This is a genomic window from Streptomyces antioxidans, from assembly GCF_000968685.2.
GTDB lineage: Bacteria > Actinomycetota > Actinomycetes > Streptomycetales > Streptomycetaceae > Streptomyces > Streptomyces antioxidans.
Genome location: NZ_LAKD02000042.1, coordinates 1 through 22,357 on the forward strand (window position 1 = coordinate 1; position 22,357 = coordinate 22,357).

Here is a 22,357-nt window from a genome sequence, read left to right on the forward strand (position 1 = left end):
TGGCGACGACCCAACTCAAGACCAGCTCACTAGCTGACGCTGAGCGGAGAGCGGGGATCAGCGGACGTTTAGGCGGGAGTGGGAGTAGTAGCCGCCGAGTCCCCCTCCGGCGCGAACTCCCGCAGCTCGAAGGCGGGGTCGACCTGGGCGGCGAGGTCGGCACCCGTCTTCGCGTTTCCCCAGCTCTGCGCGTTCTTCAGGTGGAAGTGCACCATCTGACGGGTGTACCGCTGCCAGTCGCGCCGCTCGTACGAGGCGTCCACCGCGTCCCGCAGCGTCCGCAGCGCCGCGCGGTTCGGCTCCTCCAGCTCCTCGAACCGGGGAGCACGGCCCTTTTCCATCGCCCGGACCCAGTCGGAGTGGCCGAACGCGACCAGCAGGTCATCGCCCACCTCCGCACGGAGGTAGTCCAGGTCCTCCGGGCCCTGCACCTTGTTGCCGACCACCCGGAGCGCCACATCGAAGTCGCGGGCGTACTCCTTGTACTGGCGGTAGACGGAGACGCCCTTGCGCGTGGGCTCGGCCACCAGGAACGTCATGTCGAAGCGGGTGAAGAGGCCGGAGGCGAAGGAGTCGCTGCCCGCCGTCATATCGACGACGATGAACTCGCCGCGCCCGTCGACGAGGTGGTTCAGGCACAGCTCGATCGCGCCGACCTTGGAGTGGTAGCAGGCGACACCGAGGTCGGATTCGGTGAAGGGGCCGGTCGCCATCAGCCGCACCGATCCGTTGTCGAGCGGCAGGGTGCGGGCGCATGCCTGGTAGACGGGGTTGTCCTCGCCGATCCGCAGCAGCCGCGAGCCCTCACCCGGCGGGGTGGTCTTGATCATGGTCTCGGCGGAGGTGATCCGGGGGTTCGTACCGCGCAAGTAGTCCTTGATCAGCGGGAGATGGGCGCCCATCGCGGGCAGCGCGGCGGCCTCCGCCTCGTCGAGTCCGAGCGCCACACCCAGATGCTGATTGATATCGGCGTCAACGGCGACGACGGGGGCGTGGGTGGCGGCGAGATGGCGGATGAACAGCGACGACAGCGTGGTCTTGCCGCTCCCACCCTTGCCTACGAAAGCGATCTTCATGTTCACCTAGCGTAGGTGAGCGATCCCGGTCCATGAGGGATTTACGTGAAGAACACCACTCCAACGAGGGTGCCCGGCGCGAGGTGCGTAGTGTCGTACTCATGAGTACGTCAGCTGATCCGCTCGCCACCCTGGCCGCGCTGCCCGGTGTGACCGAGTCCGTGAACGCCGTACGGACCGCCGTGGACCGGGTCTATGGGCACCGGGTGATGCGCCGCCGCAGCAATGAGGTCACCTCCGAGGCGGCGTTGCGCGGGGCGCGGGGCTCCGCCGCGCTGGCCGGTGCGGACTGGGCGCTGGAAGAGGTGCGCCGCCGCACCGACTTCGGGGCCGGGGGCGAGCCGCGCACGGTGGGGGCGGCGCTGCGGTTGACCGCCGAGGCGGGGCAGCTGCTGAGCATCTGGCGGCAGTCGCCGCTGCGGGTGCTGGCCCGGCTGCATCTGGTCGCGGCGGGTGGGGCGGAGGGTGACGAGAGGATCGGCCGCCCGAGGCAGTCGGGTGAGCCGGTGGACGAGCCGCTGATCGGGTCCGATCTGCCGCTGCCGGACGCGGACGAGGTGGCGGGGCGGCTCGATGGGCTGGCCCGGCTGCTGCTCGCGGGCAGTGAGGCTCCGGCACTGGTGACGGCGGCCGTGGTGCATGGCGAACTGCTCGCCCTGCGGCCCTTTGTCTCCCACAACGGTTTGGTGGCGCGGGCGGCCGAACGGATCGTGCTGGTCGGCAGCGGTCTCGATCCGAAGTCCATCTGCCCGGCCGAGGTGGGGTACGCGGAGCTGGGAGCCGCGCCCTACATGGCGGCGCTGGAGGGCTATGCGTCCGGGACGCCGGAGGGGATGGCGGTGTGGATCGGGCACTGCGGACGGGCGGTTGAGCTCGGGGTGCGGGAGTCCACGGCGGTCTGCGAGGCCCTGCAGCGCGGGGCGGCCTGACGGGGATGGGCCTGACGCGGACGGGTCTGGCGTGGCGCCGGAGAGGCACGGGCTGACAGGCGCGGGCTGACGCGCACGGGTGCGGCCTGGTGCCGGAGAGGTCCGGGCTGATCCGGGACGGATGCGGTGGTCTGACGCCGGACGAGGCGGCTCGCCCCGGACAAGAGTTGCGGCGGTGCCACAGGGGCACCGCCGCTGGCACAGCTGCCGGGTTACCATGCGTGCAATCTCATTCGCCCATCAGGTCGGGAACTTCTGCCCGTCACCTGGTGCGGCTGGCCCGTAATCGACGGGTCGACGTCGCGTGGGTGCTCAGCATCTGTGCTCGGTCCGTGGGGCCTTGGCGTCTGGGGGGTTTCCTCCCGGATACCCCTGGTCTCGCGGGCCGTCGATTCCTTTGTACTCCTGCGAGGGGTCAATCGGAACCCCCCACTGCAGATCTTTGCTGTTACCCCTAAATGCGGGCATAAAGGGCGCGGCGCCGATTGGTGTACCACAGCAGTCCGGCGGTGGCGGCGGCCGCGCCGACGGCCGCCGCCACGGCGAGCGCCGGACGCGGCGGCATGGCGAGCGAGGGGCGGCGCTGCTTCAACCGCACCGGGCGGTTGAAGGAGAGCACCGGCCAGCCGCGGGCCGTCGCCTCGCGCCGCAGTGCCCGGTCCGGGTTGACCGTATGGGGGTGGCCGACCGCTTCCAGCATCGGGAGATCGGTCACCGAATCGCTGTAGGCGTAACAGCGCGACAAGTCGTAGCCCTCCGACTCCGCCAACTCGGCGATCGCCTCTGCCTTGGTCGGGCCATAGGCGTAGTACGCCACCTCGCCGGTGAATACTCCGTCCTCGACCACCATGCGAGTGGCCACCACGCGGTCCGCGCCCAGGAGCTCGCCGATCGGCTCGACCACCTCCGCCCCGGAGGTGCTGACGATCACCACATCGCGCCCCGCGGTGTGATGCTCCTCGATGAGCGAGGCGGCCTCGTCGTAGATGATGGGGTCGATGAGGTCGTGGAGGGTCTCCGCGACGATCTCCTTGACCTGCTGGACATTCCATCCTCGGCAGAGCGCGGAGAGGTACTTGCGCATCCGCTCCATCTGCTCGTGATCGGCGCGGCCGGTGAGGAAGACAAACTGTGCATAGGCAGTACGCAGTGCGGCCCGACGGTTGATCAGCCCACCCCGGTAGAAGGACTTGCTGAAGGTGAGAGTGCTTGACTTCGCAATGACCGTCTTGTCCAGGTCAAAGAAGGCAGCTGTCCGAGGCAAGGAGTGGTTTTCCACGACGCCGAGCATAGGGCCCACCATTCGGCGTAAGGTGAGGCGCGTGGGTTTGCCTGAGAAGGCTCTCGGGTACACCATGGAAGTCACGGATCGTTCGCGACCGTGCTAACCCGGCCCGACTCCTCCCCCCCCGAGTCGGCCGTGGGGACGACCCCCGCTCTCCCCCCCGGCGGGGGTCGTCGCATGTCCGGACGCGTTTTCGGCGTTCTCATGAGATCTTGCTCCCCTCTCTCGGGCCTGTGCGGCCCCGCCTCTCCACAGCTTGAGCGGTAACCGTGCGTAATCGCTAGGCTGCTCTCTGGAAGTCACCGGTTTAGGTGACTGGGATATTCACAACTGATGAGTTGTCCACGGTTTTGGACCAAGATCCCCAAGATTTCCTGGATCGCAGCACGGTGATTCTCCGCGATGCTCGCACTCGCCGTTCGCGGGAGTGAGAGCGCGTAACGGATATGGGAGGGGATCGTGACTGCATCCATCACACCGGAACGCCCTTCGGCGATCGAAGGACAGCGAAGCAGACCGCTCATCGTCACCGAGGACGAGGCGCTTCTCGACGATCTGCTGCGGCTGTGCGCGGCGGCCGGAGCGGAACCGGAAGTGGCGCATGGCGCGCTCACCCGCCGGGGCAGTTGGGAGGCCGCACCGCTGATTCTGGTCGGCGACGACTCGGCCGCCCGGCTGTCCGACCGAGCCCGCAGACAAGGGGTGCTGCTCATCGGGCGCGATCTGGACGACCACGGCATCTGGCAGCGGGCGGTGGCGCTCGGCGCGGACAATGTGGCGTTCCTGCCCGATGCCGAGACCTGGCTGGTGGACCGGATCGCCGATGTCGCCGAAGGCGTGGGGCGGCAGGCCCTGACCGTCGGGGTCATCGGCGGCCGCGGCGGGGCGGGCGCCTCCACCCTCGCCTGCGCCCTGGCGGTCACCGCGGCCCGCTCCGGCCGGCGCACCATGCTGATCGATGCCGATCCGCTGGGCGGCGGGCTCGATGTGCTGCTCGGCGGTGAGGGCGCGCAGGGGCTGAGATGGCCCGCCTTCGCCGAATCGCGGGGGCGGGTCGCCGGGAGCGCCCTGGAGGAGTCGCTGCCGGAGCTGCACGCGCTGCGGGTGCTCAGCTGGGACCGCGGCGATTCGGTCGTCATCCCGCCGCCGGCGATGCGGGCGGTGCTGGCCGCGGCCCGACGGCGCGGCGGGGTCGTGGTGGTGGATCTGCCGCGCCGTGTCGACGACGCGGCGGCCGAGGCGCTGTCCCAGATCGACCTCGGGCTGCTGGTCGTCCCTGCGGAGCTGCGAGCGGTCGCGGCCGCCCACCGGGTGGCGTCCACGGTGGGCATGGTGCTGCGGGATCTGCGCGCGGTGGTGCGGGGCCCGTGCGGGCCGGAGCTCGGCGACGAGGAGATCGCGGAGCTGCTCGGGCTGCCGCTCGCCGGTCAGCTGCCACCGGAGCCCGGTCTGGCGGACGCGTTCGAGGGCGGGGAGCCCCCGGGCGGCAGCCCCCGTGGCCCGCTCGGCCGGTTCTGTGCCGAGTTCTGGACGCGCGCCCTCGCCGACGAGGGAGGTGCCACCGCATGAGCGCCGTATCGCCGGATCTGCTGGACGCGGTGCGGCTGCGGCTGGCCGGGAGCGGCGCGGAACCCACACCCGCGCGGGTGGCGTCAGCCCTGCGCGAGGAGGGGCGGCTGCTCGGCGACACCGAGGTGCTCGGGGTCGTGGAGGCGCTGCGCTCCGAGCTGGTCGGCACCGGCCCCCTGGAGCCGCTGCTGGCCGCGTCCGATGTCACGGACGTCCTGGTCACCGCCCCCGACGAGGTGTGGGTGGACCGGGGCTTAGGGCTGGAGCGCACAGGGGTCACCTTCATGGACGCGGCATCCGTGCGCAGGCTCGCGCAGCGGCTCGCCGCGGTGGCCGGGCGGCGGCTGGACGACGCCCGGCCATGGGTGGACGCCCGGCTTCCGGACGGGACCCGGCTGCATGCGGTGCTCCCTCCGGTCGCGGTCGGTTCCACCTGTCTGTCGCTGCGGGTGGTGCGCCCCCGGGCGTTCTCCCTCGCGGAGCTGGAGGGGGCCGGGACGGTGCCGCCGGGGGGTGCGCGGCTGCTGGGGGCCATGCTGGACGCCCGGCTGTCCTTCCTGATCAGCGGCGGCACGGGCTCCGGCAAGACCACGCTGCTGAGCACCCTGCTCGGGTTGGTCGGGCCGCGGGAGCGCATCGTTCTCGCCGAGGACTCGGCCGAGTTGCGGCCCGACCACCCGCATGTCGTCCGGCTGGAGACCCGGCCCGCCAACCAGGAGGGCCGGGGCCAGGTCACCCTGCGGGATCTGGTGCGGCAGGCGCTGCGGATGCGCCCCGACCGGCTGGTGGTCGGGGAGGTGAGGGGCGCCGAGGTCACCGACCTCCTGGGAGCCCTGAACACCGGCCATGAGGGCGGCTGCGGCACGGTCCACGCCAATACGGCGGCCGACGTGCCCGCGCGGCTGGAGGCGCTTGGCTCGACCGCGGGTCTGGACCGGGCCGCGCTCCACAGCCAGCTGGCGGCGGCGCTGTCGGTCGTGGTCCATCTGGTGCGGGACCGCGCCGGGCGCCGCAGGATCGCCGAGCTGCATGTGCTGGACCGGGACCGGGCGGGCTTCGTCACGACCCTCCCCGCGGCCGTCTGGGGCCCGGAGGGCTTCGAGCGGGCGGCGGGCTGGCAGCGGCTCCAGCGGCTGTGCGCACGGGGCGGAGGTGCGGCATGACGGGCACGGGAGCGGACCCGGGGGCGCTGACGCTCTGCGCCGCGACGCTGTGCGTGGGGGTGGCCTTATGGCTGCTCACCGGGCGGGACCGGGAGCTGCGCCGGGCCAGGCTGCTGTTCGCGGGCGGCGGCCCCGTCGAGCCGGGGGAAGCCGACCCGGTGCGCCGGCTGTCCGAGACCGCCGCCTGGCTGCGGGAGCGCTGGCGGGTCAAGTACGGCGGGCGGATGGGGCGTGAGCTGCTGTGTCTGCCGGTCGGATGTGTGATCGCACTGCTGGGTGCGTCGGTTCTGCCGCTGCTCGGGGCGGTGCTGGCCACCCCGGTCGTCGGCCGGTGGCTACGGTCCCGGCGGGGCGAGCGGGACCGCGTGCGGCGCGCCGCCGGGGTGATCGAGCTCTGTGCCACCGTGGCGGGTGAGCTGCGGGCCGGTCGGCATCCCGGCGAGGCGCTGCTGGCGGTGGATCCCGGCCATCTGAGGGAGCGTTGGGGGCTGGTGACGGCTGCGGCGCGGTTCGGCGGGGACGTGCCGGACGCGCTGCGGAGGGTGGCCCGGCTGCCGGGCGCCGAGGGGCTGACCGGGGTCGCGGCCTGCTGGCAGGTGGCGGTCGACGAGGGGGCGGGTCTGGCGGCGGGTCTCGACCGGGTGGCGGCGGCGCTGCGCGCCGAGCGGGACCAGCGGGAAAGCCTGGACGCCAAGTTGGCGGGGGCCAGGGCCACCGCCCTCGGGCTGGCCGTGCTGCCCATCGTCGGGCTGGCGCTGGGCGGCCTGATGGGCTCCAATCCGCTGCACGTACTGCTGCACACCCCGGCAGGGCTGGGCTGTCTGCTGGTGGGCGGCCTGTTGGAGTGGGCGGGCCTGGTCTGGACCGGCCGGATGGTGCGAGCCGCGCGTGAGCCAGGGCGGCGGCGAGGCAATCCGCACCTGGGCCGAGGCCCGGCGGAGCGCCGGGGTGGCCGATGAGCGCCGAGGTTGTCCACAGCCTGGGGATGTCGCTGTCCTTCCTCGCGGCGGCCCTGTGCGCGGCGATGGCGATGGTCGAGGCCCGTCGGGAGCGCGGCGCCCGACGACGGCTGGTGGCGCTGCTTCCGGGCGCGGAGGAGGGGCGGCCGGGACGGGCCCGGCCGTGGCGGTGGCGCGGCGGGTCCGGTGTGGGTGCTCCGCCCGCCTGGGCCGCACCGGGCGGTGTGCTGACGATCGCCGTCGTCCTCATCGGAGGGCCGCCGGGGTGGGTGCTGGGGCTCGCTGCGGCCTGCGGCCTCTGGCGGTGGCAGCGGCACCGCCGGGCCACGGCTGGGCGGTCCGGCCCGGACCGGCACCTCGAGACCGTCGCCGCGCCTCAGATCCCACTGGCGGCCGATCTGCTGACGGCCTGCCTGGCGGCCGGAGCGGGCCCGCAGAAGGCAGCGGAGGCGGTGGGAGGTTCGCTCGGCGGTCCGGTCGGCGAGCGGCTTGCCCAGACCGCGGCGGAGCTGCGGCTGGGCGGCGAACCGGCCCACGCCTGGGGGCGGATCGGGGCCCTGCCCGGAGCGCAGGGACTGGCGCGCGCCCTGGAACGCGCCGGGACAACGGGCGCTCCGGCGGTGGAGCAGGTGTCCCGGCTGGCGGCCGAATGCCGCGCCGAGCAGGGACGGGAGGCGATGAGACGGGCCCACCGTACAGGTGTGCTGGTGAACGCACCGCTCGCGGGCTGCTTCCTCCCCGCGTTCCTGCTGGTCGGCCTGGCCCCGGTGATGATCGGGCTGGCCCATGGCGCGGCGGGCCACGGCCCCTGAGCACCAGAGAGACCACGAGGACGACAGAGCGAACGACAGCGGCACAAACGGTGGCTGCACGAGCGGCAACCGCACGAGCGGCAGCCGTTCCAACAACAGCCATTCCAACAACAGCCGCATGGGCGCAGCCGCGCCAACGGCAACCGCACGACAACAGCACGACGGACGACGACACCGCGGTCGGTGACACCGCGGACAGGACAGCGGACAGGACAAGGGGGCCGACATGGTGAAGCAGTGGTGGGTACGGCGGTACGCGGCGGCGCGGGCGAAGGCCGAGGCGGGCATGACCACCGCCGAGTACGCGATGGGAACGATCGCGGCATGCGGATTCGCCGCGGTGCTCTACAAGGTGGTGACCAGCGGGGCCGTCAGCAGTGCGCTGCAGTCGATCATCGGACGGGCGCTCGATGCGCAGTTCTGAGTCGCCGGGTACGGCGGAGGGGACGGGCCCGCGCGCCAGGAGCGGCGCGCGGGGCGTCCCGAAGGCCAGCAGCGTTCCGAAGGCCCGTGGCGTCTGGAGGGCCAGCAGCGTCCCGAGAGGCAGTGGCGTCCTGCGGGCCAGGAGCGTCCCGGGAGCCAGCAGCGTCCGGAGGGCTCGCGGGGGCGCTCCGAGGGCCCTTAGCGTGCCCAGGACGGGCGTCCCGGGGGCCCGGGGCCCCGCGCGGGACAGCGGCTACGTCACGGCGGAGGCGGCCGTCGCACTGCCGGTGCTTGCGCTGTTCGCCCTGATGCTGATCTGGGGGCTGATGGCCGCGTCCGCGCAGCTTCAGTGCGTGGACGCTGCCAGGGCCGGGGCGAGGGCGGCGGCGCGTTCGGAGCCGAAGGCGGACGCGATGGCCGCCGCCCGCTCGGCCGCCCCCGATGGGGCTCGGGTCGAGCTGTGGCGGGAGGGGGACCTGGTACGGGTGCGGGTCCGTACCCACGCCGCCGGTCCAGGTCCACTGGCGGTGGATCTGCGCGGCGAGGCCGTCGCGCTCGCCGAGGACTCGGTGGGCGCTGACGACGCGATGGGCAAGGCGGGCGAGGACAGCACGGTGAGCGGTGCGTCCCGGGAGGTGGGCCCGTGAGCCCTGGAAGCGGGTTGCCGACCCCTGCAGGCGGTGGCGTGAGCCCGGGAGACGGGTTAGTCACCTCTGCATGCGGTCCCGTGAGCCGTGGAGGCGGTGTCGTGAGAAGGGCGGACGACCGGGGGTCGGCCACCGTCTGGACCGCGCTGGCCGCGACGGCGCTGTGCGTGGTGTTCGCGGCCGTACTCGCGGCCGGGCAAGCCATGGTGGCCCGCCATCGGGCGGGCGGCGCCGCCGATCTGTCGGCGCTCGCGGCGGCGGACCACGGTCTGGAGGGGGCGCGCACGGCGTGCGGTCTCGCCCGGCAGGTGGCCTCCGCGCAAGGGGCGCGCGTGGTGCGGTGCGTCCTGAGCGGTGAGATTGCGGATCTCACGGCGGAGGTGCGCACCGGCCCGTTCGCCCTCCGCGTCCGGGCGCGGGCGGGGCCCGCGGGCACTCCGGTCACCGGACCGCCATCCCCACGGGGCGGCGGGGAGCGGTCACTCGGCGGTCGGCGGCTGCTCCGGGGCACCGGCGAGCAGGGTCGTCAGCAGGCGGATGGCGGCCTTCTTGTCCAGCGGATCGTTGCCGTTGCCGCACTTGGGCGACTGGATGCAGGACGGGCATCCCGCCTCGCACTCGCAGACGGCGATCGCCTCGCGGGTGGCCGCCAGCCAGCGAGCGGCCGTGTGGAAGGCGCGCTCGGCGAAGCCCGCGCCCCCGGGGTGCCCGTCGTAGACGAAGACGGTGGGCAGCAGCGTGTCGGGGTGCAGCGGGATGGACACCCCGCCGATGTCCCAGCGGTCACAGGTGGCGAAGAGCGGCAGGATGCCGATCGAGGCGTGCTCGGCGGCGTGCAGGGCGCCGCCGAGGGCCTGGGGGTGCACCCGGGCCTCGTCGAGCTGGTCGTCGGTCACCGTCCACCACACCGCCCGGGTGCGCAGGGTGCGCGGCGGAAGGTCCAGCTTGGACTCGCCGAGGACCTCACCGGTGATCAGCTTGCGGCGCAGGAAGGAGACCACCTGGTTGGTGACCTCGACCGAGCCGAAGCACAGCCGCGCGTTCCCCCACGGGATCTCGGTGGTCGTCTCCAGGATGGAGATCGCGGTGGTGTCGCGGGCGGTGGTCGAGTAGGGCGGCGTGGCCTCCTCCACGAGGGCCACCGAGTCATCGAGGTCGAGTTGCTTGACGAGATAGCTCCGGCCCTGGTGGAGGTGGACGGCACCCTCGTGGACGGTGGTGTGGGCCGCCGCGGCGTCCACGGTGCCCAGCAGCCGCCCGGTGGCCGCCTCCACGACCTGGACCGGGCTGCCGCCCGCCCCGCGGATGTCGGTGAGGTCGGCGGCGCGCTCACGGCGGGTCCAGTGCCAGGCCTTCGCCCGGCGGCGCAGCAGCTTGCGCTGCTCCAGCTGCGGCATCAGCTCCTCGGTGGCGGTCCCGAAGAGCTCCAGGTCGGGCTCGGTGAGCGGAAGCTCGGCCGCGGCGGCGCACAGGTGCGGCGCGAGGACGTAAGGGTTGTCCGGGTCCAGGACGGTGGACTCCACCGGCTGCCGGAAGAGGGCGTCCGGGTGGTGGACGAGATAGGTGTCCAGCGGATCGTCACGGGCGACCAGGATCGCCAGGGCCCCTTCGCCGGTGCGCCCCGCCCGCCCCGCCTGCTGCCACAGGGAGGCGCGGGTCCCGGGATAGCCCGCCACGACGACGGCGTCCAGCCCGGCGATGTCCATCCCCAGCTCCAGGGCGGTGGTGGCCGCGAGCCCCAGCAGCTCACCGGAGTGCAGGGCCTTCTCCAGGGCTCGGCGCTCCTCGGGGAGATAGCCGCCGCGATAGGCGGCGATCCGGTCCGGCAGCGAGCGGTCGACCTCCGCGAGCCGCTCCTGGGCGATGAGCGCGATGAGCTCCGCGCCCCGCCGGGAGCGTACGAAGGTGACCGTACGGACGCCCTGGACGGCCAGGTCGGTGAGCAGGTCCGCGGACTCGGCCGTGGCCGTGCGGCGCACGGGGGCGCCCTGCTCGCCGTGGAGCTCGGTCAGCGGCGGCTCCCAGAGGGCGAAGACGACCTCGCCGCGGGGCGAGCCGTCCTCGGTGATCTCCACCACGGGCACGCCGGTCAGCCGGCGTGCGGCGATCGCCGGATCGGAGGCGGTGGCCGAGGCGAGCAGGAACACCGGCGAGGAGCCGTAGCGGGCGCAGACGCGGCGCAGCCTGCGCAGCACCTGGGCCACATGGGAGCCGAAGACGCCCCGGTAGGTGTGGCACTCGTCGATCACCACATAGCGCAGGGTGCGCAGGAAGGAGGACCATCTGGGGTGGCCGGGCAGGATGCCCCGGTGGAGCATGTCGGGGTTGGTGAGCACATAGTTCGCGTACTGCCGGACCCACTCGCGCTCCTCGACGGGTGTGTCGCCGTCGTAGACCGCCGCCCGGACGCCGGTGCCCAGCGGGGCGGTGAGGTCGGCCACCGCGCGTCGCTGATCGGCGGCCAGCGCCTTGGTGGGGGAGAGGTACAGGGCGGTCGCCCCCCGGCCGCTGGGCTCCTCCGAGCCGTCCAGCAGGGTGCTGAGGACGGGGGCCAGATAGGCGAGGGACTTGCCGGAGGCGGTTCCGGTGGCCACGACCACGGATTCGCCGCGCAGCGCGTGCGCGGCCGTGCGCGCCTGGTGGGACCAGGGGCGCTCGATGCCGACCGCGCGAATGGCGTTGATCACCTCTGGCCGGATCGCCGATGGCCAGTCGGCATGGGTTCCCGGGCGTGGGGGCAAGTGCTCCGTATGAGTGATGCGCGTACTCCGGCTCGCCCCGGTGCTCAGCCGGCCGAGGACAGCCCGGGGTGAGGGGCGTATCCCCGCCTGCCGCGGGATTTGGTTGTCGGCCATCGACACCGAGTGTGTCACTGGTCTGACGGACAATGGTCTCAAGGCGTCGTGCACGCCTGCTGGTAAGTGATTGAATGCCATCGCGGCTGCCGATCCATGGGGGGCGACCGCTCGATGCAAGGTGCTGGAGGATCCGTGGACCTGTCCCTGTCGACCCGGACCGTCGATGACCGCACGGTCGTCGAGGTCGGTGGCGAGATTGATGTATACACCGCGCCCAAGCTGCGGGAGCAGCTGGTCGAGCTTGTCAACGACGGCAATTACCACTTGGTCGTCGACATGGAGGGCGTCGACTTTCTCGACTCCACCGGACTCGGCGTGCTCGTCGGCGGGCTCAAGCGAGTGCGGGCCCACGAGGGCTCGCTGCGCCTGGTGTGCAACCAGGAGCGCATTCTGAAGATCTTCCGCATCACCGGCCTGACCAAGGTGTTTCCGATCCACACCTCGGTCGAGGACGCTGTCGCGGCGACCGACTGACAAGATCGCCGAAGGAAGACTCAGAAGGGGGTTCCGGGCGGTGTTCGCCCGGCCCTCCCGATACGCACGCCCTTACGCCCGAGGGGGATGGCATGGCCACCGTCGAACTCCGCTTCAGCGCGCTGCCCGAGCACGTCAGGACCGCTCGTCTTGTCGCGGCGGCAGTGGCGCGCCGGGCGGGGGTAGATGAGGCCGTGCTCGACGAGGTGCGGCTCGCGGTCGGCGAGGCCTGCACGCGCGCGGTCGGGCTCCACCTGAGCAATGGGGTGGAGGCACCGGTGCGGGTGAGCCTGACCGAGGAGGAGAAGAAGTTCTCCATCGAGGTCGGTGACGAATCCCCGACCTCGGCCGCCCTGGCGCCCGGCTCCCATCCGGAGGTGGACGACGAGGCCGAGGGCGAGGACGAGATGGGTCTCGCCGTCATCAGCGGGCTCGTCGACGATGTCGAGGTGACGACCAGCGAGACCGGTGGAGTGATCCGGATGAGCTGGCCGACCTCGCCCCAGCCTCTGGTGTCCTAGCCCAGGCCAAGACCGTGGTGTCCTGGCCCAGGCCAGGGCCTGTGGCGGCCTGGCCCACCGGTTTCGGGTCCCCTCCTCCCGGGGGCGGGCCATGTCCGCGCCTGGTCCGGGTCCGCCCATACGGGATCGAGTCATGCCCTCGCCGGTTCGGGTTCGCCCGTACCGTGTCGAGGCGTGTCCGCGTCCGGTTCGGGTTCCGTTCGTGCCGGTTTGGGTCATGACCCTGCTCGGCTCGGGCTCTGCCCTCAGTGGGGCGGGCCCCTCTCGTCCAGCCTCGGGGGCCCGCGTGGGCCCAAAGGGTGCCCTGGCCGAGGAAGCGGGCCCCTGAGGGGCAGCTGCCCGTCATCTCTCGCCCGATCTTCTGGGCCGCGGGACCGGCCGTTTCAAGATCGCCGGTCCGGTCGTCGGCGTGCCCGCGCCCGCTCGGCGGCATCGTTCCGGCGCACCCCGGGCGCACCTCGGGCGTACCGTCGGCGCATCTCCCGGCGCGCGCTTTATCGATCTCGCGCGTAGGCTCTGAGCAGCACTTTTATCAGTGCCGTGCGATCACAGAAAGATCGCCATTGAGGTCATCCATATAGATCATTTATAGAGATCACTTTACATCCGTCATCGAATTGTCGACCTTCCTTCTTCCGAAGGAATTTGTACCGCCAAACCTATTGATCTTCGCTGGTGCGGGGGAAATACCATTCCGGTGCCCTGTTTTGATCGTGTGACGCTCCCTACAATCCGTCCACATCTCGAGCTCAGGACGCCTGAGCGCGGCGGCTCTTCTGCGGTCGCAGAACTGCTGCGCGCCCATGTGCCAAACGTCAAGGAGGACGAATGGCGGGGCCTCTCACCCCTCATCAGCTGGACCTCACCCCAACCCTGGCCGCCGCAGAGCTGACCGACGACAACCGTGTGATCGTGCTGGTGATCGCCGCCGTCGCGATCGCGGCACTCGCGGTCGCGGTGGTGCTGGTACGACAAGTCCTCGCGGCCGGCGAGGGCACGGACAGTATGAAGAAGATCGCCGAAGCCGTTCAGGAAGGCGCCAACGCCTATCTGGCCCGGCAGCTACGCACCCTCGGTGGATTCGCCGTAGTGGTGTTCTTCCTGCTCATGCTGTTGCCGGCGGACGACTGGCCGCAGCGCATCGGCCGTTCGGTGTTCTTTCTGATCGGCGCGGCATTCTCGGCAGCGACCGGCTATATCGGGATGTGGCTCGCGGTGCGCAGCAATGTGCGCGTCGCCGCCGCCGCCCGCGAGGCCACCCCCGAGACCCCCACCACGCCCGTCAATGGCGATTCGGCCGCTGCCTCGCCCGGTAAGCCGAGCGTGGATCTCACGGACGTCTCGCACAAGGCAATGAAGATCGCATTCCGTACCGGCGGCGTGGTGGGCATGTTCACCGTGGGCCTCGGGCTGCTGGGCGCCTCCTGTGTGGTGCTGGTCTACGCGGCCGACGCGCCCAAGGTGCTGGAGGGCTTCGGGCTCGGCGCCGCGCTGATCGCGATGTTCATGAGGGTCGGCGGCGGCATCTTCACCAAGGCCGCCGATGTCGGCGCCGACCTCGTCGGCAAGGTCGAGAAGGGCATCCCCGAGGACGACCCGCGCAACGCCGCGACCATCGCGGACAACGTCGGCGACAACGTCGGGGACTGCGCCGGTATGGCCGCCGACCTCTTCGAGTCGTACGCCGTCACCCTGGTGGCCGCGCTGATCCTCGGCAAGGCGGCCTTCGGAGACTCCGGGCTGGCCTTCCCGCTGCTCGTCCCGGCCATCGGCGTGATCACCGCCATGATCGGGATCTTCGCCGTGGCCCCGCGCCGCTCCGACCGCAGCGGGATGAGCGCCATCAACCGGGGCTTCTTCATCTCCGCCCTGATCTCGATGGCGCTGGTGGCGGTCGCGGTGTTCATCTATCTGCCGTCCAGCTACGCGGATCTCGACGGCGTCACCAGCCGCGAGATCCTCGGCCACAGTGGTGACCCGAGGGTGCTCGCGCTCGTCGCGGTCGCCGTCGGCATCGTGCTGGCCGCGCTCATCCAGCAGCTCACGGGCTACTTCACCGAGACCACCCGGCGTCCCGTGCGGGACGTCGGCAAGACCTCGCTGACCGGCCCGGCCACCGTGGTGCTCTCCGGTATCTCGCTCGGTCTGGAGTCCGCCGTCTACTCGGCGGCGCTGATCGGGCTGAGCGTCTACGGCGCGTTCCTGCTCGGCGGCAGCTCGATCATGCTGGCGCTGTTCGCCGTGGCGCTCGCCGGTACCGGTCTGCTCACCACGGTCGGCGTGATCGTCGCCATGGACACCTTCGGCCCGGTCTCCGACAACGCCCAGGGCATCGCCGAGATGTCCGGCGATGTCGAGGGCGCGGGCGCGCAGGTGCTCACCGACCTGGACGCGGTCGGCAACACCACCAAGGCGATCACCAAGGGCATCGCCATCGCGACGGCGGTGCTCGCCGCGGCCGCGCTCTTCGGCTCGTACCGCGACGCCATCGCCGAGGCGGTGAGCGATGTGCACACTTCCGTGGCCGGGGAGATGAATCTGAGCCTGGACATCTCGCAGCCCAACAACCTCGTGGGCCTCGTCCTCGGCGCCGCCGTCGTCTTCCTCTTCTCCGGACTGGCGATCAACGCGGTGTCGCGGTCGGCCGGTGCGGTGGTCTTCGAGGTGCGGCGGCAGTTCCGCGAGAAGCCCGGGATCATGAACTACAGCGAGACCCCGGAGTACGGCCGGGTCGTCGACATCTGCACCAAGGACGCGCTGCGCGAGCTGGCCACACCGGGTCTGCTCGCGGTCATGGCACCGATCGCCGTCGGCTTCACCTTCGGGGTCGGCGCGCTCGGCTCGTTCCTGGCGGGCGCGATCGGCACCGGCACGCTGATGGCCGTCTTCCTCGCCAACTCCGGTGGCGCCTGGGACAACGCCAAGAAGCTGGTCGAGGACGGTCACCACGGCGGCAAGGGGAGCGAGGCCCATGCCGCGACGGTGATCGGCGACACGGTCGGCGACCCCTTCAAGGACACCGCGGGACCCGCGATCAACCCGCTGCTGAAGGTGATGAACCTGGTGGCGCTGCTGATCGCCCCCGCGGTGGTCAAGTTCTCCTACGGGGACAACGCCAGCCCGGGGCTGCGCGCGGCCGTCGCGGCGATCGCCGTCCTGGTCATCGTGACCGCCGTCTACATCTCCAAGCGGCGCGGGATCGCCGTAGGTGACGAAGACAACTCCGAGCACGTGGCGAAGTCAGCCGACGCGGCGGTGGTGTCCTAGCCCGGAAGGGACCAGGGGGCCGGGAAAGCCCCCGCGACATGCGGGCGGGCGGTGTGCGACGGCATATCGTCCGCCCGCTTCCCCGTCCGCGGTGCGCCATCCGCTCGATGAGGCCATGTCCACAATGAGCGTGGTGTAAATATCCCTATAGCCATGCATACGGGACGCTCTCCCCGTGGGCTCCGCCGGATGGACGTGTATGTTCCGGGGCCGAGAGTCATGGAAGGGACCAATCCGGTGAACAAGAAGCTTGTGGCTGCACTGTCCGGCGGTGCGGCACTCGTACTGGCGCTGACCGGCTGCGGGGGCGGTGACGACGACAAGAAGGTCAACGACTGGGCCAAGTCGGTCTGTGACGAGGTGCAGCCTCAGCTGAAGAAGATCCAGGGCGCCAACACCGCGATCCAGGGTGCCGCCGACGAGCAGGACTCCAAGAAGCTCCAGGAGACCGACTCCAAGGCGTTCCAGGAGATCTCGGAGTCCTACGGGGCGCTCGCCAAGGCCGTGAACAAGGCGGGCCCGCCGCCCGTGGACAACGGCGACAAGACCCAGAAGCAGGCGGTCAAGGAGCTCAACGCCACCTCGGGGTCGTACACCAAGCTGAAGTCGGCCGTCGACAAGCTGGACACCTCGGACAAGTCCAAGTTCGCCCAGGGGCTCAAGGGCGTCGCCGATGAGCTCGACAAGATCAGCAAGTCGGGTGACCAGGCCCTGAGGAAGCTCCAGGAGGGCAAGGTCGGCTCGGCGATGGCCAAGCAGACCGGTTGCCAGAAGCCGAAGACGGCCGGCGGCGCCGCCACGCAGTCCTAGCGGGCCCCGGCCGAGCCGCGGAACGCCCTTTGTAGTCCTCCCAGCGGTCTCAGCAGTCCCTTACGGGGCCGCCCGGGAGTTCTGCCGCCAGGGGGCCAGCGCCGCCCTCTGGCGGCCCCACGCCGTCCCCTGGCGGGGCCCAACGCCGCTCTCTGGCCCGCCCTCTGTCGATCCGTCACCCAGGGCGGGGCGGGCGATGTCGTCCCGATGCCGAGTGCCGTCGCCCGTTGTCGGTGGTTGCCCCGACAATGGGGGCGTGAGTACGCACCAGTCCTCGTTCCGCCTTCCCACCGCCGCCGACCCCGAGCGCACCGCCCGCCTCCGAGAGTCGCTGTCGGCCGCCTCCTTCACCGCCGACGGTCTGCTGGACCTGTTCGGCCCGTCCGCCTACACGGCCCTTGCGCGCGGGGAGACCGTCCCGGCGCTGCGCGCCACCCGGGGCGGAGGCGGCCCGCTGGAGACCCTGGTGCGGCTCTTCCTGCTGCAGCGCCCCGTGGCGTACGGGCGGGCGGCCGTGGCCCTCCCGGCCGAGGACTGCCTCGCCGACGGCTGGCTGGTGCGCGACGGCGACGAGGTGCGCGCGAGCGTGGACGTGCGCCCTTACGGCGGTCCCGAGGGCCAGGACTGGTGGATCGTCTCCGACCTGGGCTGCGCGGTCGGCGGCGCGGCGGGGATCGGCGGCCCGGGCGGCGCGCGCGGCGGTGCGGACCGCTCCCGGCTCGTCCTCGGGGTCGGCGGCGCGTCCACCACGCTCGCCGGTCTCACCGTGCCCGCGACCGTGGACCGGGTCCTCGACCTCGGCACCGGGTCCGGCATCCAGGCGCTGTACGCGGGCCGCCACTCCTCCCGCGTGACCGCCACGGACCGCAATCCGCGCGCCCTGGCCATCGCCCGGCTGACCCTCGCCCTGTCCGGGGCGCCGGAGCCGGACCTTCGGGAGGGGTCGCTGTTCGAGCCGGTCCGGGAGGAGACGTACGACCTGATCGTCTCCAACCCGCCCTTCGTGATCTCCCCGCGGCCCCCGGAAGGCGGCGAGCTGGTCTACCGGGAGGGCGGGATGTCCGGGGACGATCTGTGCCGCACCCTGGTCCAGCGGTCCGCCGGGCATCTGACCGACGGCGGCTGGTGTCAGCTGCTCGCGAACTGGCAGCACGTCGAGGGCGAGGACTGGCGCGAGCGGCTGGCCTCCTGGGTCCCGCCCGGCTGTGACGCGTGGATCGTGCAGCGCGAGGTGCAGGACGTCACCCAGTACGCCGAGCTGTGGCTGCGCGACGCCGGTGAGCACCTGGCCGGTCCCGAGGCGTACGCGGCGCGCTACGACGCGTGGCTGGACGAGTTCGAGGCGCGGAAGACCACGGCGGTCGGCTTCGGCTGGATCACCCTGCGCAAGTCCGGCGCCGACCGGCCCTCTGTGACCGTGGAGGAGTGGCCCCATCCGGTCGAGCAGCCGCTGGGGGCCGAGGTCATGGCCCACTTCGACCGGCAGGACTTCCTGCGCGCGCATGACGACGCCGCGCTGCTGGCCGCCCACTTCCGGCTGGCCGACGAGGTCGTCCAGGAGCAGGTGGGCCCGCCCGGGGCCGAGGACCCCGAGCACGTGGTGCTCAGGCAGCACCGTGGCATGCGCCGCGCGACCACGGTGGACACGGTCGGGGCGGGCTTCGCGGGTGTGTGCGACGGCACGCTGAGCGCGGGCCGGATCCTGGACGCCATCGCCCAGCTGCTCGGGGAGGACCCGGTGGTGCTGCGCGACCGCACCCCGGAGTCCATCCGGCTCCTGGTCGAGCAGGGCTTTCTGCGGCCGGTCGGCGACGACGGCATAGAGACGACGGCGTAGAGACGACGGCATAGAGATGCCATGAGGGCATGGAGATGCTTACGACGGCACGGCATGGAGGTGTCATGACGGCATAGGGACGCCATGACACCCGTAGGGGAGCGCGCGGCGCGTCCACTCGGGGCGTGCGCCGGGGGTACAGCACCCCCTCCGCGCCCCCGTATGGCAGGAAGCTGTCGCCGCGGGCGCCGAAGGGGCCGTCCCGGGACGGGTGCGGCCGCGGCCCGGGACGGGCGACGCGTGCTGTTCACCCGGGGTTCGCGCCCACGCCTCCCGCGCGTGCCACGCTCCCGCCATGGAGAGCGGACCTGCGATCTTCGCCGGAACGGCATTCGTGTTGTTCGGCGCCGTGCTGCTGCTGTGGACGGCGGCGCGCCTGAGGCTGCGTGTGCCCGTCGCACACGGTGTGAGCCCTGTCGCTTCCGCGGCGCTCTCCCTCCTCTTCGGCATCGCCGCGCTCGGCGGCGGAATCTGGTGCCTGGGTTACGCCTGACAGGGCCTTCCACGCTGCCTCGTGCCGGTCCGGGCGGCAGACAGGACGGTTGTCGGGTTACCGTTCGAGTGGCGTTGCGGGCTTTTTCCGTTTGACACGGGGGCGGGATGTACCGTCACACTCCGCAGCGTCACCGTAGAAAAGAGGCTGTGAGCGTTACCTGCGCGGCACTGCCCGTTCACCGAGAGTCGACCGGAGAGAAGAGCCAAGTTGTCCCCGACCACCAGCGAGACCGCACAGGGCGGCCGCCGACTCGTCATCGTCGAGTCGCCTGCCAAGGCGAAGACGATCAAGGGCTACCTCGGTCCGGGATACGTGGTCGAGGCCAGCGTCGGGCACATCCGGGACCTGCCGAACGGTGCGGCCGAGGTCCCCGACAAGTACACCGGCGAGGTCCGGCGCCTCGGCGTGGACGTCGAGCATGACTTCCAGCCCGTCTATGTGGTCAACTCCGACAAGAAGAGCCAGGTCAAGAAGCTCAAGGAGCTGCTGGCCGACTCCGACGAGCTCTTCCTGGCCACCGATGAGGACCGCGAGGGCGAGGCCATCGCCTGGCACCTCCAGGAGGTCCTCAAGCCCAAGGTCCCGGTGCGCCGGATGGTCTTCCACGAGATCACCAAGGACGCCATCCGGGCCGCCGTGGCCAACCCGCGCGAGCTGAACCAGCGCCTCGTCGACGCCCAGGAGACCCGCCGCATCCTCGACCGCCTCTACGGCTACGAGGTCTCGCCGGTCCTGTGGAAGAAGGTCATGCGCGGCCTGTCCGCGGGCCGGGTCCAGTCGGTGGCCACCCGTCTCGTCGTCGAGCGCGAGCGCGACCGCATCGCCTTCCGCTCCGCCGAGTACTGGGACCTCACCGGCACCTTCGCCACCGGCCGGGCCGGTGACGTCAGCGACCCCGGCACCTTCGGTGCCCGCCTTACGGCCGTCGACGGCCTCCGGGTCGCCCAGGGGCGCGATTTCACCTCGCTCGGGCGGCTCAAGGACGGCCTCAACGTCCTCCACCTGGACGAGGCGGGCGCCCGCTCGCTGGCCGCGGCCCTCGCCGACACCGCCTTCACGGTGCGCTCGGTCGAGTCCAAGCCGTACCGCCGCTCGCCGTACGCGCCGTTCCGCACGACGACCCTGCAGCAGGAGGCCAGCCGCAAGCTGGGCTTCGGCGCCAAGGCCACCATGCAGGTCGCGCAGAAGCTGTACGAAAACGGCTACATCACCTATATGCGTACGGACTCCACCGTCATGTCGGACACGGCGGTGGCGGCGGCCCGGGCGCAGGTCACCCAGCTGTACGGGGCCGACTACCTGCCCGACAAGCCGCGGACCTACGCGGGCAAGGTCAAGAACGCCCAGGAGGCGCACGAGGCCATCCGCCCCTCGGGAGACCGTTTCCGCACCCCGGCGGAGACCGGCCTCACCGGCGACCAGTTCCGGCTCTATGAGCTGATCTGGAAGCGGACCGTCGCCTCCCAGATGAAGGACGCGATCGGCAACTCGGTCACCGTCAAGATCGGCGGGCGGGCGAGCGACGGCCGGGACGCCGAGTTCTCCGCCTCCGGTAAGACGATCACCTTCCACGGCTTCATGAAGGCCTACGTCGAAGGCGCCGACGACCCGAACGCCGAGCTCGACGACCGCGAGCGCCGGCTGCCGCAGGTCGCCGAGGGCGACCGGCTCACCGCCGAGGAGATCACCGCCGACGGCCACGCGACCAAGCCCCCGGCCCGCTACACCGAGGCGTCGCTGGTCAAGGAGCTCGAAGAGCGCGAGATCGGCCGCCCGTCGACCTACGCCACGATCTTGGGCACCATCCTCGACCGCGGCTACGTCTTCAAGAAGGGCACCGCGCTCGTGCCCTCCTTCCTGAGCTTCGCCGTGGTCAACCTGCTGGAGAAGCACTTCGGCCGACTGGTCGACTACGACTTCACCGCCAAGATGGAGGACGACCTCGACCGCATCGCGCGCGGCGAGGCCGAGGCCGTGCCGTGGCTGAAGCGCTTCTACTTCGGCGAGGGCGACCAGGCCGGTGCCGCCCAGGCCGGTGCCGCCGAGGCCGGGAACGGCGACGGCGACCACCTCGGCGGCCTCAAGGAGCTGGTCACCGACCTGGGCGCGATCGACGCCCGGGAGATCTCGTCCTTCCCCGTGGGCGACGGCATCGTGCTGCGCGTCGGCCGCTACGGGCCGTATGTGGAGCGCCCGGCGGAGATCGAGGGCGGCACCGGCCGCCGCGCCGACGTCCCCGACGACCTGCCGCCGGACGAGCTGACCGTGGAGCTCGCGGAGGAGCTGCTCGCCAAGCCGAGCGGTGAGTTCGAGCTGGGTCCCGACCCCGAGTCCGGCCGCATGATCGTCGCCAAGGACGGCCGCTACGGCCCGTACGTCACCGAGGTGCTTCCCGAGGACACCCCCAAGAGCGGTAAGAACGCCATCAAGCCGCGCACGGCCTCCCTGCTGAAGTCGATGTCCCTGGACACGGTGACCCTGGAGGACGCGCTCAAGCTGATGTCGCTGCCGCGCGTGGTGGGCACCGACCCCGAGGGCGTGGAGATCACCGCGCAGAACGGCCGCTACGGCCCGTACCTGAAGAAGGGCACGGACTCGCGGTCGCTGGAGACCGAGGACCAGATCTTCGCCATCACGCTCGAGCAGGCGCTGGCGATCTACGCCCAGCCCAAGCAGCGTGGCCGGGCCGCGGCCAAGCCGCCGCTGAAGGAGCTGGGCACCGACCCGGTCAGCGAGCGGCCCGTAGTGGTCAAGGACGGCCGCTTCGGTCCGTACGTCACGGACGGCGAGACCAACGCCACGCTGCGCCGCGACGACGACGTGGAGACCATCACGCCCGAGCGCGGCTTCGAGTTGCTGGCCGAGAAGCGCGCCAAGGGCCCGGCCAAGAAGACCGCCAAGAGGACGGCGGCGAAGAAGACCGCGGCCAAGAAGACGGCGGCGAAGAAGACGACCGCCAAGAAGACCGCTGCGAAGAAGACGACCGCCAAGAAGGCGGCCACCAAGAAGACGACCGCGAAGACCGCCGCCAAGAAGACGGCGGCCGAGAGGTCGTCGGCCAACGCCGAGTAGCCGGATCCCAACGCCGAGTAGTTGGCTCCCGGCGCCGGGTAGTCGGCCTCGGCGCCGCGCAGTTGGCCGACGGCGGGCGGGAAATCGGAGCAAGCCGGAGCAATCCGTACGCCATCCACGGCTCACCGCCCGTTTGTTCGGCCGGGGGGCCGAGGATTC

At 71.6% G+C, this 22,357-nt stretch carries 17 protein-coding genes and 1 pseudogene; 15 read left to right on the top strand and 3 right to left on the bottom strand.

Annotated features, from left to right (window positions below; genetic code table 11):
- Positions 1–68: 68 nt before the first annotated feature.
- Positions 69–1,076 carry an ATP-binding protein gene (locus tag VT50_RS17355; protein WP_046084565.1) on the bottom strand — a complete coding sequence of 336 codons (1,008 nt, stop codon included), beginning with the start codon at positions 1,074–1,076 and terminating at the stop codon, positions 69–71.
- Positions 1,077–1,177: 101 nt separating this feature from the next.
- On the opposite strand from VT50_RS17355, the gene VT50_RS17360 reads away from it, so the two are divergent.
- Positions 1,178–2,005: a Fic family protein gene (locus VT50_RS17360; RefSeq protein WP_046084566.1), complete on the top strand. Its 828-nt coding sequence runs from the start codon at positions 1,178–1,180 to the stop codon at positions 2,003–2,005.
- Positions 2,006–2,459: 454 nt separating this feature from the next.
- Here the strand turns inward: VT50_RS17360 and VT50_RS17365 are convergent, their stop codons facing one another.
- Positions 2,460–3,296: an HAD family hydrolase gene (locus tag VT50_RS17365; protein WP_046084567.1), complete on the bottom strand. Its 837-nt coding sequence runs from the start codon at positions 3,294–3,296 to the stop codon at positions 2,460–2,462.
- Between the two features lie 453 nt (positions 3,297–3,749).
- Here VT50_RS17365 and ssd point away from each other — a divergent pair, with 453 nt between their 5' ends.
- The 7 genes and pseudogenes from ssd to VT50_RS41380 form a co-directional block, all read left to right on the top strand.
- The gene (ssd, locus tag VT50_RS17370; RefSeq protein ID WP_046084568.1) at positions 3,750–4,859 is read left to right on the top strand and encodes a septum site-determining protein Ssd; all 1,110 of its coding nucleotides are present in this window, start codon (positions 3,750–3,752) and stop codon (positions 4,857–4,859) included.
- Positions 4,856–6,022 carry a TadA family conjugal transfer-associated ATPase gene (locus VT50_RS17375; protein WP_046084569.1) on the top strand — a complete coding sequence of 389 codons (1,167 nt, stop codon included), beginning with the start codon at positions 4,856–4,858 and terminating at the stop codon, positions 6,020–6,022. The genes ssd and VT50_RS17375 overlap by 4 nt, the downstream gene beginning before the upstream one ends.
- Entirely contained in the window at positions 6,019–6,981 is a 963-nt protein-coding gene (locus VT50_RS17380; protein WP_046084570.1) for a type II secretion system F family protein, read from the top strand. The genes VT50_RS17375 and VT50_RS17380 overlap by 4 nt, the downstream gene beginning before the upstream one ends.
- Positions 6,978–7,793 carry a type II secretion system F family protein gene (locus VT50_RS17385; protein ID WP_046084571.1) on the top strand — a complete coding sequence of 272 codons (816 nt, stop codon included), beginning with the start codon at positions 6,978–6,980 and terminating at the stop codon, positions 7,791–7,793. The genes VT50_RS17380 and VT50_RS17385 overlap by 4 nt, the downstream gene beginning before the upstream one ends.
- A gap of 226 nt (positions 7,794–8,019) precedes the next feature.
- On the top strand, positions 8,020–8,217 hold the full coding sequence (locus VT50_RS17390; protein WP_046084572.1) for a DUF4244 domain-containing protein: 198 nt from the start codon (positions 8,020–8,022) through the stop codon (positions 8,215–8,217).
- 202 nt (positions 8,218–8,419) lie between these two features.
- Positions 8,420–8,863: a TadE family type IV pilus minor pilin gene (locus VT50_RS17395; RefSeq protein WP_046084573.1), complete on the top strand. Its 444-nt coding sequence runs from the start codon at positions 8,420–8,422 to the stop codon at positions 8,861–8,863.
- A gap of 170 nt (positions 8,864–9,033) precedes the next feature.
- Positions 9,034–9,231, top strand: a pseudogene (locus VT50_RS41380) (Rv3654c family TadE-like protein); the annotation flags it as partial.
- Between the two features lie 111 nt (positions 9,232–9,342).
- Here the strand turns inward: VT50_RS41380 and VT50_RS17405 are convergent.
- Positions 9,343–11,799, bottom strand: a complete 2,457-nt coding sequence (locus VT50_RS17405; RefSeq protein ID WP_075200263.1) for a DEAD/DEAH box helicase — start codon at positions 11,797–11,799, stop codon at positions 9,343–9,345.
- A gap of 54 nt (positions 11,800–11,853) precedes the next feature.
- Here VT50_RS17405 and bldG point away from each other — a divergent pair, with 54 nt between their 5' ends.
- The 7 genes from bldG (at position 11,854) to topA (ending at position 22,198) form a co-directional block, all read left to right on the top strand.
- Positions 11,854–12,195, top strand: a complete 342-nt coding sequence (gene bldG, locus VT50_RS17410) for an anti-sigma factor antagonist BldG (RefSeq protein WP_014061729.1) — start codon at positions 11,854–11,856, stop codon at positions 12,193–12,195.
- A 92-nt stretch (positions 12,196–12,287) separates the two neighbouring features.
- Complete coding sequence (locus VT50_RS17415) at positions 12,288–12,716, top strand: ATP-binding protein (RefSeq protein ID WP_046084575.1); 429 nt, start codon at positions 12,288–12,290, stop codon at positions 12,714–12,716.
- An 828-nt stretch (positions 12,717–13,544) separates the two neighbouring features.
- Positions 13,545–15,983 carry a sodium-translocating pyrophosphatase gene (locus tag VT50_RS17420; protein ID WP_046084576.1) on the top strand — a complete coding sequence of 813 codons (2,439 nt, stop codon included), beginning with the start codon at positions 13,545–13,547 and terminating at the stop codon, positions 15,981–15,983.
- A 237-nt stretch (positions 15,984–16,220) separates the two neighbouring features.
- Positions 16,221–16,793: a hypothetical protein gene (locus VT50_RS17425; protein WP_046084583.1), complete on the top strand. Its 573-nt coding sequence runs from the start codon at positions 16,221–16,223 to the stop codon at positions 16,791–16,793.
- 196 nt (positions 16,794–16,989) lie between these two features.
- Positions 16,990–18,630 (top strand): DUF7059 domain-containing protein, encoded by a 1,641-nt coding sequence (locus VT50_RS17430; protein ID WP_240529193.1) that lies wholly within the window; start codon positions 16,990–16,992, stop codon positions 18,628–18,630.
- Positions 18,631–18,925: 295 nt separating this feature from the next.
- Positions 18,926–19,123, top strand: coding sequence for a hypothetical protein (locus VT50_RS17435; RefSeq protein ID WP_046084578.1), 198 nt, complete (start codon positions 18,926–18,928; stop codon positions 19,121–19,123).
- Between the two features lie 210 nt (positions 19,124–19,333).
- A complete protein-coding gene (gene topA / locus VT50_RS17440; protein ID WP_046084579.1) occupies positions 19,334–22,198 on the top strand; it encodes a type I DNA topoisomerase in 2,865 nt (954 codons plus the stop codon).
- Positions 22,199–22,357 lie beyond the last annotated feature (159 nt).